The 12,059-nt window shown below is 31.9% G+C and carries 7 protein-coding genes; 2 read left to right on the forward strand and 5 right to left on the reverse strand.

All coding sequences use genetic code 11. The features are described from left to right. Nucleotides 1–93 precede the first annotated feature (93 nt). The 5 genes from VLC96_RS03555 to VLC96_RS03575 all read right to left on the reverse strand — a co-directional run bounded on the left by VLC96_RS03555 (nucleotide 94) and on the right by VLC96_RS03575 (nucleotide 5,183). The gene (locus VLC96_RS03555) at nucleotides 94–810 is read right to left on the reverse strand and encodes a DEAD/DEAH box helicase (RefSeq protein WP_325260676.1); all 717 of its coding nucleotides are present in this window, start codon (nucleotides 808–810) and stop codon (nucleotides 94–96) included. 94 nt (nucleotides 811–904) lie between these two features. Beyond that, nucleotides 905–2,068 (reverse strand): sigma-54-dependent transcriptional regulator, encoded by a 1,164-nt coding sequence (locus VLC96_RS03560; RefSeq protein WP_325260677.1) that lies wholly within the window; start codon nucleotides 2,066–2,068, stop codon nucleotides 905–907. Between the two features lie 124 nt (nucleotides 2,069–2,192). Then, nucleotides 2,193–3,509, reverse strand: a complete 1,317-nt coding sequence (locus tag VLC96_RS03565) for an ABC transporter permease (protein ID WP_325260678.1) — start codon at nucleotides 3,507–3,509, stop codon at nucleotides 2,193–2,195. Between the two features lie 5 nt (nucleotides 3,510–3,514). Beyond that, nucleotides 3,515–4,198: a putative polyvalent protein kinase domain-containing protein gene (locus tag VLC96_RS03570; protein ID WP_325260679.1), complete on the reverse strand. Its 684-nt coding sequence runs from the start codon at nucleotides 4,196–4,198 to the stop codon at nucleotides 3,515–3,517. 64 nt (nucleotides 4,199–4,262) lie between these two features. Further along, nucleotides 4,263–5,183, reverse strand: a complete 921-nt coding sequence (locus VLC96_RS03575) for an ABC transporter ATP-binding protein (protein WP_325260680.1) — start codon at nucleotides 5,181–5,183, stop codon at nucleotides 4,263–4,265. 344 nt (nucleotides 5,184–5,527) lie between these two features. Here VLC96_RS03575 and VLC96_RS03580 point away from each other — a divergent pair, with 344 nt between their 5' ends. Next, a complete protein-coding gene (locus VLC96_RS03580) occupies nucleotides 5,528–10,363 on the forward strand; it encodes a RecQ family ATP-dependent DNA helicase (RefSeq protein WP_325260681.1) in 4,836 nt (1,611 codons plus the stop codon). A gap of 320 nt (nucleotides 10,364–10,683) precedes the next feature. Further along, complete coding sequence (locus tag VLC96_RS03585) at nucleotides 10,684–11,937, forward strand: DUF418 domain-containing protein (RefSeq protein ID WP_325260682.1); 1,254 nt, start codon at nucleotides 10,684–10,686, stop codon at nucleotides 11,935–11,937. Nucleotides 11,938–12,059: the final 122 nt, after the last annotated feature.

Genomic DNA, 12,059 nt, shown 5'->3' on the forward strand with positions numbered 1-12,059 from the left:
AAACTTTGGATTAAACTATTTTTGAACCATATAAGGAATAGAAGTGCATATACGTTTTTGTTTAACTGAACACTAAAGACTAAATGCTGACCACTATTCTTCGTCGTCCTCTATTTCTTCGTCAGATTCATCAAAATCATCTATTTCATGAAACACTGATTCATCTTCATCAAAATCCTCTTCGTCTTCCTCATATTCTTCATCTAAATCAAAAACATAAGGCTCTATCAACATTTTATCCGCTAATATTTCAATACGTTCTGTAATTTGATCTGTAAAAATAATGCGTTGCGTCTTGGCAATACTATTAGAAATTCTCATGATTTTTGTTTCATGGCGTGATTTCAAAATCGAATCTGCATCATCAACAATAAACATTTTCAATCGATTCACATTATATCCCGCCGTCGTAAACATATCATTTAATTTTGTTGGCGTTCCGATCAGTACATCAATTCCAGCCGAAATATAATTTTTATCATACTCCATATCCCCTTTTTCGTGAACTCCGTAAACTCTTAAGTTGGTAAACTTTCCAAGCTTTTCGAAGAGTTCTTCCATTTCAAGTACTTTGGCCTTGTCCTCAACAAAAATTAAAGCGCGAGGAGATTCCTCACCTTCACGAACTAATTGCTGAATCACGTTTAATACAATCGTTGTTGTTTTTCCGGTGCCGCTTGAAGAAGAAATAATTGCATCTGCTCCACTTTTTATAGTCGAAAAAGTTTGTTGTTGCAAATCATTAGCCTCTGTCAATCCGGCATCAATTAAGCCTTCTTGTAATACTTGATTTATTTTTTTTAATTTCATTTTTTTTATATTAGGCAAAAGCTAAAAGGCAATAGTTAAAAGTTTTTTCTCAATAATTTTCACTTTTAGCTGCTGATTTTCGCTAATAGCTTATTTATTTACTCGCAAATGCTTTAACATCACTTTCAGAGATTTCATTTCCACCAAGAATAATGAGTCGTTCTACAACATTGCGTAATTCACGAATATTTCCTGTCCAATCATATTCTTGCAATAAACTAATAGCTTCTTTTGAAAAATGTTTCACTGCATTGCCATTTTCATTTGCAATTTTGACAGCAAAATGTTCTATCAATGCTGGAATATCTGTTCGTCGCTCATTTAAAGAAGGCACTTTTATCAAAATAACCGCCAAACGATGGTATAAATCTTCTCTAAAACGTCCCTCTGCAATTTCATTTTTCAAATCTTTATTCGTAGCGGCAATCACACGAACATCAATTTTGATATCACTATCTGCGCCAACTCTGGTAATAATTCCTTCTTGCAAAGCTCTCAGCACTTTAGCTTGAGCAGACAAACTCATATCTCCAATTTCATCTAAAAAAATGGTTCCTTTGTGAGCTACTTCAAATTTTCCGGCACGGTCTTTTACTGCCGAAGTAAACGCCCCTTTCACATGACCAAACAATTCGCTTTCTATCAATTCACTAGGTATCGCAGCACAATTGACTTCGACCATCGGAGCCGAAGAGCGCTCGCTTTTGTCATGCAATTGATGAGCCACTAATTCTTTTCCGGTTCCGTTCGGACCCGTAATCAAAACACGCGCATCGGTTTGAGCAACTTTATCAATCATGACTTTTACTAGATTGATAGATTCACTATCGCCAATAATTTCGTATTTTTTACTGACTTTCTTTTTTAAAATTTTATTCTCAACAACCAGTTTTTTTCTGTCTAATGCATTTCGAACGGTATTAAGCAAACGGTTTAAATCTGGTGGTTTTGAGATATAATCAAAAGCTCCAAGACGCATTGTATTAATGGCTGTTTCCATATCTCCGTGCCCGGAAATCATTACAATTGGGATTTCGGTATCAATTTTTTTTACAGCTTCTAATAATTCGACACCATCCATTCTTGGCATCTTTATGTCGCATAAAACCAAATCGTAGTCGTTCTCTTTTATTTTTTCAAGTCCTATAACCCCGTCTTCAGCAGCATCTACTTCATAAGATTCATTTTCTTCACCAAGTATTCGAACTAATACTCTTCTAATAGCTTCTTCGTCTTCGATAATTAGTATTTTACTCATTCTTTTTTCTTAAAGTTTCTAAGAATCTAAGTTACTAAGATTCTAAGTTTTTTTGTTCAAGTTATTAAAATCCTAAGTGTTTCTAAAAACTTAGAAACTCAGCTTCTCAGAAACTTAGAAGCTTCTAATACTTAAGCCATCTATACAATTCTTTCCAGCTTGGTTTTTTACCATACATTAAAATTCCAACGCGGTAAATTTTGGCTGCAAACCAAACGACACCAAAAAAAGTTGCGAATAACAAAGATACGGAAATTGCAATTTGCCACCACGGTACACCAAAAGGAATTCGCATTAGCATTACTATAGGCGATGTAAGTGGAATCATTGAGAAAACGACAGCTACGGTTCCGTGTGGGTTATTGATTACTGTAAAAAATCCAATATAAACGCTCAGTATCAAAGGCATAATGATAGGCATTAAAAATTGTTGAGAATCTGTTTGGTTATCTACAGCAGCTCCAATTGCGGCATAAAAAGAACTATACAGAAAATATCCTCCAATGAAATATACAACAAAACTAATCAAAATGCTTACGATAGGTAAACTCCACATTTCTTTGATATACATTTGAGCTGTTCCTGTGAATTCTTGTCCTGCTGCGTGCATCACTTCTGGAGAAACTCTGGTGGTTGGACTAATATTAACTCCAAAAAATGCCGAAACTGCAAACATTAATGACAAACCAATTATTGTCCAAATTAAAAATTGCATCAAACCGGCTAATGACGTTCCTATAATTTTTCCCATCATCAATTGAAATGGTTTTACTGATGAAATTATAATCTCAACAATACGATTAGTCTTTTCTTCAATCACAGATCGCATAACCATATTTCCATAAATGATAATAAACATCATAATCAAATACCCAAATGCACCTCCGATTCCAATTTTAATTTCGTTTAAACCTCTAAGACTTTCTTCTCCCGAAGCTTTTGATAAATTTAGAACTGCTTTGGCTTTTGCTTTTTTAATGGCTAAAGTATCCAAATGTGCTAATCCCAAATTTTCCTTAGTCAATTTATCAGAAATAATCCTTTGAAGTTTTTCGATATAATTAATGCTCAGACTTTCGTTAGAAATCAGTTGAATATTTGTTTCTAATTCTTTATTATTTGATGACTTTGGCACATAAAGCAATGCCTCGTAATTTTCTTTGGTAATACTATCCTTTAGCACCTGAATATTAACTCTGGAATAATCTAAGTACTTATAATCATTGTCTTTTTTGTTCAAAGCCATGAACTCATTTACAAACAAACCTGACTCATCATGAATGGCAACAAGCTTAGTTTCTGGCTTCATAGAACTTAAATAAGCTATAAAACCCGTAATTGCCACAAATAGTAACGGACTCAAAAAAGTCATCACTATAAAGGACTTATTACGAACTTTTGAAACAAACTCTCTTTTTATAATTAATGAAATAATACTCATTTTTTTTATTTACGATTTATGATTTCGATGTATAATTTTAATTTTCGATTTATTTCTGCCAGAATTCGTCCTTTAAATAAAAAACAGTATCTATAAAAATATAAAACATCATTTCGTGTTAGTACGTTTTCGTCGTGCAGGTCTTCTAAAATTATTCCTAATTCTTTATTATAATAATCATTATTTCTATTATTTTCAAATCCATTTAAGGTTAAGAATGTCTTTACTTTAGATAAATCTGTATTCGCAGTAATCAACACATAATTTTGTTGTACCACTGCGTATAAAATTTCATTGTCTTTCGTAAAACCAATTAATTCATAAGCTGTATCAGAGAAAAAATAATTATGAAGCAATAAATTGTATAGATAATCCTTCCAAGAATTATAATATATTGCATCATTAAGTTTTAAAACATGCAGACTGTCTTTTAAATAGACTTTTTGTTCAGCACCTTCACTGACATATTGAGAAAAATCTATTTCTTTTATCCAAAGATTTTTATCAGAAATATAAATTTCTAATCTCTCTCTTTCTTGTTTTTTGAGATGCTTTGCGTTTTCAGTTGTTGCGCTTGTTTTTTCGCCATCTTTAAGGTAACAGGCGATTGTTTGGATAATTGTTCCAAACCCAATTTTGTTCTTTCCTGAAAGGATATTGTGCAGTTCATTTTTTAAAGAATTTTGCATTTACAAATATAAACAAAGATTTTAACAGTCGTATTTTTTATACTTTAACTCAAACATTAGCTATCTACTGGCTAACCGTTTGAATAAAAATATCATTCACACTAGGAATCTTTTCTACAAAATGGGTTACTTGACCTCGTTGTGTTAAAACAGTCAGCAATGCATTTGGCGTAGCAGTCCCTAGATGAATTTCTAATTTTATTTCATCGTTCAATGATTTAAAATTAGCTTGATCTACTTTAAATTTCTGAGTAATGTCAAACATCAAGCCTTCAACATTATCTGATAATATTCCGACTTCAAAAGTATTTGTTTTGTATTGTCTTTTTACATCAATGAGTTTGCCTTCAATCAATTTATTCGATTTATGAATCAAAGCAATATGGTCACATAATTCCTCAACGCTTTCCATTCTGTGAGTCGAAAAAATAATGGTTGCGCCATCTTCTTTTAATGCCAAAATTTCGTCTTTAATCACATTTGCATTTACGGGATCAAAACCTGAAAAAGGTTCATCAAAAATCAGCAATTTTGGCTTATGCAAAACACAAACTACAAACTGAATTTTCTGAGCCATTCCTTTGGATAATTCTTGAATTTTCTTGTTCCACCAACCTTGAATACCCAGACGGTCGAACCAATAATCAAGTTGTTTTTTTGCTTCGGCTTTGGTCAATCCTTTCATTTGTGCCAAATACAAACATTGTTCGCCTACTTTCATAGTACTATACAACCCTCTTTCTTCAGGAAGATAACCGATGTATTGAACATGTTTAGGCTGAAGCTTTTCTCCATCCAGAATAACTTCGCCACTATCTGGCATTGTAATTTGATTGATGATTCTAATTAAGGAAGTTTTTCCAGCACCATTTGGACCTAACAAACCATAAATGCTGCCTTTGGGAACTGAAAGAGAAACAGAATTAAGAGCGACATGATCACCATACTGCTTAATCACTTTATTTACTTCAAGTATATTATTCATGCTTCATTTTTAGAATTGCAAAAATAGTCAATTACTACCGATTATGATAGTATTCTAATACAAAACCCAAACCTTTGAAAGATAGTTCGCAATTAGCCGATAAAAACATCTTAATAGATTCTTAAAACTTTTAAAGTTGCATAGTTTTTGTGCATTAGCATACATTCAATAAATAAAGTTTCTTGTACTGTCATTTAACCTTTTATCGGCGTCATTTTTTGCCATACTAATTGTTTTGTATATTTATATTCAATAAATATTAAAACCAAAACAAACTGACAGCCAGTAAACTAAAAACAACAAGATCAAACAATTCAACAATAAACATTGAAACAATCAAAATATTGATAGGAGAACAACAACATATCGAATTTTCAATCGCATTCATCGATACTGAAATTGAACCTAAAAATCAAAAAATCCTTGACATTGGTGCAATTAAAAATGATGGAAGTTATTTCCACAGAGGTTCAGTTACAGAATTCACTCATTTTCTCAATGGAACAAAATTTATTGGTGGGCACAACATTTTCAAACATGATATCAAATATATTGGCAAAGCAATAAATGAGGCAAATATCAATCCTGCAAACATAATTGATACTTTATACCTTTCGCCATTACTTTTCCCAACAACACCCTATCATTCTTTATTAAAAGATGACAAACTGCAATCCGAAGACGCAAATAATCCTTTAAATGATTCCATTAAAGCTAGAGATTTATTCAATGATGAAATTGCTTCCTTCAAACAAACCGAAGAAACTCTTCAACAAATTTTCTATTTACTGTTAAACGACAAAAAAGAATTCTCAGCATTTTTTCATTTCATAGGATACTCAATCACGAATACAAATCTTGAAGAACTCATTCGCCAAAAGTTTAAAAATGAAATTTGCGAACAAATTAACTTAACGAAAATAATAGAAGAACACCCCATCGAACTTGCTTACTGTTTATCGCTAATTCACTCTTTTATTCATTACAAAAAAGTTCATTCTATCACACCTCCATGGGTTCTGAAAAATTATCCAGAAGTAGAACGAATACTGTTTCAGATGAGAAACAAACCTTGTGTGACTGGCTGTATTTACTGTAATAATGCATTAAACATCCATAAGGGTTTAAAAAGATTTTTTGGCTATGATTCGTACCGAACTTACGGAGATGATCCGTTGCAAGAGAAAGCAGTTAAAGCTGCAATTGACAATAAATCATTACTTGCTATTTTTCCAACAGGAGGAGGAAAATCAATTACTTTTCAGGTTCCTGCCTTGATGAGTGGAGAAAACTCAAAAGGTTTAACAGTCATAATTTCTCCTTTGCAATCTTTGATGAAAGACCAAGTTGATAATCTTGAAAAAATTGGAATTACCGATTCAGTTACCATAAATGGGTTACTTGACCCGATTGAAAGAGCCAAATCTTACGAAAGAGTTGAAGACGGCTCAGCATCACTTCTTTATATTTCGCCTGAATCATTACGATCCAAAACTATTGAAAGATTAGTTTTAGGCCGAAAAATTGTTCGTTTTGTCATTGATGAAGCACATTGTTTTTCTTCATGGGGACAGGATTTTAGAGTTGACTATTTATACATAGGCGATTTTATCAAATTAATTCAAGACAAAAAAAATCTGGAAGGTGGAATTCCTGTATCGTGTTTTACAGCCACAGCAAAACAAAAAGTTATTGAGGATATTCGTGATTATTTTAAAGAAAAACTTTCACTTCACTTGGAACTATTCACTTCAAAAGCATCAAGAACCAATCTTCAATACAAAGTTTTTGAAAAAGATAATGAAGAAGAAAAATATCAAACTGCCAGAGATTTGATTGAAGAAAAGAATTGTCCCACTATCATTTATGTTTCAAGAACACTAAAAGCCTATTTACTTGCAGAACGGTTGTCCAAAGATGGTTTTAATGCAAAACCTTATCATGGAAAAATGGACAAAAGAGAAAAATCCGAAAATCAAGATTCTTTCATTAATGGAGAAACCCAAATAATGGTCGCAACATCAGCTTTTGGAATGGGAGTTGACAAAAAAGATGTGGGAGTCGTAATCCATTATGAAATTTCAGACTCGCTTGAAAATTATATCCAGGAAGCTGGTCGTGCTGGCCGTGACGAAAATATTGTTGCCGATTGTTTTGTTTTGTTCAATGAAGAAGACCTCAGTAAACACTTTATTTTATTGAATCAAACCAAACTTTCTATCAAAGAAATTCAACAAATTTGGAAAGCCATAAAAGACATAACAAAATTTCGATCCACTGTTTCTAATTCTGCTCTTGAAATTGCGAGAATAGCAGGATGGGACGATAATGTCGCAGAAATTGAAACAAGAGTTACAACTGCCGTTGCCGCATTAGAAGACGCAGGCTATTTGAAGCGTGGACAAAACATGCCAAGAGTTTTTGCTAATAGTATTTTATCCAAAACCGCACAAGAAGCTATTGACAAGATAACTACATCCGAAAGATTTGAGGAAAAACAGAAAGAAAAAGCAGTCCGTATTATCAAGAAACTCTTTTCTAGCAAAAACAGAAAAACGTCAAATGAAGAGACCCCTGAATCCAGAATTGACTACATAAGCGACCATTTGGGGATTATAAAAGAGGAAGTAATTAATATTGTAAATCTACTCCGCGAGGAAAAAATTTTAGCAGATGCAAAGGATTTGACCGCATTTATCAAACGAGGAGAAAACAAAAACCGCTCTCTTACTATAGTAGAATCATTCAGCAAAATTGAAAACTTCTTGCTTCCTTATTTTGAACAACAAGAAAAAACATTTCACATTAAAGAACTAAACGAAAATGCTGAAGCAAATGGTTGTGTTGATGTAAATACCAACAAAATAAAAACGCTCATCAATTTTTGGGTAATCAAAAATTGGATTAAGCGACAAAATCTTGAATATTCAAAAAATCATATTGCTATAGTTTCTCTGCATCCTAAAGAAATACTCAAAGAAAAATTAGAAAAAAGATATGAATTAGCAAAGTTCCTAGTTGAATTTCTTTATGAAAAAAGCAATTGGAATATTGCAAATGGAGAAAAAGATAAAGAAGAAATTTTAGTTGAATTTTCAGTACATGAATTAAAAGCAGCCTATGAAAATGGCATAAATCTTAGATTGGATATCACCATTGATGACATTGAAGATACACTATTTTATTTATCAAGAATAGAGGCTGTCAAAATTGAAGGTGGATTTCTAATTGTATACAACCGCTTAACTATTGAACGAACGGAACAAGACAATAAAAAACGCTACACAAAAGATGACTATCAAAAACTAAATCAGTTTTACGAAAATAAAGTGCAACAAATTCATATTGTTGGTGAATATGCTAAAAAAATGATCATTGACTACAAAAATGCATTGCAGTTTGTTGAAGATTATTTTCAATTAAACTATTCCTCTTTTCTCAATAAATATTTTCCAGGTAGCAGACAAAATGAAATCAAGCGAAACCTGACACCAGCTAAATTCAGACAACTTTTTGGAGAACTTTCACCCACGCAATTAAAAATTATAACTGATAATGAAACAAAATATATTGTAGTTGCAGCCGGACCCGGAAGTGGAAAAACAAAAGTTTTAGTACACAAACTTGCTTCGCTACTTTTGATGGAAGATGTAAAGCACGAGCAGTTGCTCATGGTGACTTTTTCAAGAGCCGCAGCTACAGAATTCAAAAAACGATTGCTTCAACTTATTGGAAATGCCGCCAATTTCATTGAAATAAAAACCTTTCACTCGTACTGTTTTGACCTACTTGGAAAAGTTGGAAGCTTAGAAAAATCAGATTTGATTTTGAAAAAGACAATTGAAAAAATCAAAAATGAAGAAGTAGAAGCCAGCCGGATTACCAAGACTGTCCTAGTAATTGACGAGGCACAGGACATGGATCAGGATGAATTCCATCTGATAAATGTTTTGATGGAACAAAACGAGGACATGAGAGTTATTGCTGTTGGAGATGATGACCAAAATATTTATGAATTTAGAGGTGCAAGTTCAAAATATTTGGAACAATTTATTCAAGTAAATAAAGCTGCCAAACATGAATTGGTTGAAAACTACCGAAGCAAAAGTAATCTTGTGGCTTTTACTAATCAGTTTTCGAAACAAATTCCAAATCGACTAAAAGAAACTCCAATAATAGCCAAACAAGCTGATAATGGAAAAATAAAATTGATTCGTTATCAAAGTTCCAATCTTATTACTCCACTTGTGCATGATATTCTCACAACTGGACTCACAGGAACTACCTGTGTACTAACAAAGACGAATGAAGAAGCGCTACAAATTACTGGGCTACTTCAAAAAAATAAAATACAAGCCAAACTGATTCAAACTAATGATGGTTTCAGTTTATTCAATCTTTCAGAAGTTAGATTCTTTTTGAATGCATTAAATTTAGAAGATGATGTATTTATAATAAGCAATGACATTTGGGACAATGCAAAACGACAACTGATAAATACTTTTCGTAACAGCACCAAATTGGAAGTTTGTATGAACATCATAAAAGATTTTGAAGCAACAAATCCAAAGAAAAAATACAAATCCGATTTGATAGTTTTCATCCGCGAATCCAAATTGGAAGATTTCTTTAATGAAAACGGTGAAACCATTTTCGTTTCAACTATTCACAAAGCAAAAGGAAAAGAATTTGATAATGTTTTCTTGTTACTTGAAAATTTCAATTCAACAACAGAGCAAGCCAAACGACAATTATATGTCGCAATGACCAGAGCCAAACAAAACTTAACCATTCATTTGAATTCCGATTTTCTTAACAATCTCTCAGCAGAAAATTTGGAACAAATTGAAGACAAAGAAACATATTCACCTCCAAACGAAATTGCAATGCATTTGACATTCAAAGACATTTGGTTAGATTACTTTGTAACTAGACAACATTTAGTTTCACAATTTAAAAGCGGAGATGTTTTAATTTTAAGCGGATATGAATGTTTTAACGCTAAAGGACAATCCGTTTTAAAATTCTCTCAGCAATTTATTAGACAAATTGAAAATATGACTAAAAGAGGTTTTGAATTAAAAAATGTCAGAATAAATTTTATTGTTTACTGGCAAAAAGAAGGAATGGAACAAGAAGTCAAAATCATTCTACCTGAACTTTTTTTCAAAAGAAAATAATGCGTAAGAAAAATGATTTTTATATAAAAATTGTCTACAATTGAAGCTTAATGAGTGTCATCGTAATTTTATAAATTAATTATTAAAAAACTACGATAAATCAACTAAACCAATACAAATCTTTCAGAATATTTCCTATCTTTAACATAAATAAGCAGTTACCAATTTATAAATCACAACTGTGAAAATTCCTAAATAACTCCAAAGAGATTTTCCTTATTCATTGGAATTTGAAAGTTTTTGAAAATTTAATGTCAAAACAAAATTGAAAAACATGAATTAACTTTCATGCATTTATATAAAATTTTAAAAAGTTAAATATGACAAAACCAATACCCTCTGATCCCAATCAAAGAATAGAAGTGCTTGATGCCTTACGCGGATTTGCATTGTTAGGCATAATACTAGCCAACATATTAAGTTGGAGCGGCATTAAATTCATGCCTTTTACTCAAATTAAACAATGGCCTAATTTGAATGTTGACCAATTTGTCTATCAATTAAACGGTTTCTTTGTTGATACGAAGTTTTACACTATTTTTTCTCTCCTTTTTGGAATGGGATTTTATATTCAATTCAACAAAAACAGGAACAATCAGGAAAGTTTCATGAAGATGTATTATAGACGTCTTTCTTTTTTGATGCTGTTTGGTTTAATCCATACTTTTTTCTGGTCGGGTGATATTCTTTTTATCTACGCTTTAGTGGGTTTTGTTTTTGTACAGTTCCGAAATTTTGAAACTAAAAAATTACTTGTAATTGCTGCAATTGCATTTATAATTCCAATATTTACAAACATATTCATGTTGTATTATTCACCAGGTTTTATGGTTTCCGAACAAAGACTTGCACTTCATACTTATGCAGATTTAACTCCTGCAGATGTAATCGCACCATTCCAACACGGAACATTTTGGGAGGTTACTAAAGCGAATTTTCATCATGTTCTATGGCGGTATTTTGATCTTATGCCAGCAGGAAGACTTTTTAAAATCTTTGCTTTTTTTATTGTAGGTTTTTGCATGATGGATAGTAATTACTTCAGTAAAAAATCAACTTCTATAACACTAATGCTTACCTATCTTAGCGTTGGACTTGTGCTTACATATACAGCAAAACAAATAACGGGAAGTATGGCTGAATTTCCGTCAAATTGGAATGATATCCTTTACAAAATCATATCTAGTTTCGGACAAGTGAGTTTGTCGTTTTCATATATCTCACTTTTATCAATGCTTTATGAATCCAATCTCGGAAAAAAAGTCATGGTAGGTTTAAAATACGTTGGAAGAATGTCATTTAGCAGTTATTTATGCCAAACCATATTCGGAATAATCATTTTTTACCCTTATGCATTGGGTTATTATGCCACAATGACTTTATGGCAAGTAGAATTATTGGGAATCGGAATTTATCTTGTACAAATCGTTATTGCAGTTGTATGGCTAAAATATTTCACTTTTGGTCCTTTAGAATGGCTTTGGCGTAGTTTAACTTATGGAAGGTTTTTATCAATGAGAAAAAATAAAATAATATCTGAAAAACCAAATATTCCCTCACCTACAAACAGCTAACAAAATTTACAAAGATTAAAAATGATTATCTCAATTAATCTGTGAGAATAATTTTTAATCTGTGTCAAAAAATAAAAAATCCCCATTCTAAAACCAATCTAGAATGGGGATTTTTAGTATTT

Origin of the sequence: Flavobacterium sp., assembly GCF_035456085.1 — a bacterium.
Lineage (GTDB): Bacteria > Bacteroidota > Bacteroidia > Flavobacteriales > Flavobacteriaceae > Flavobacterium.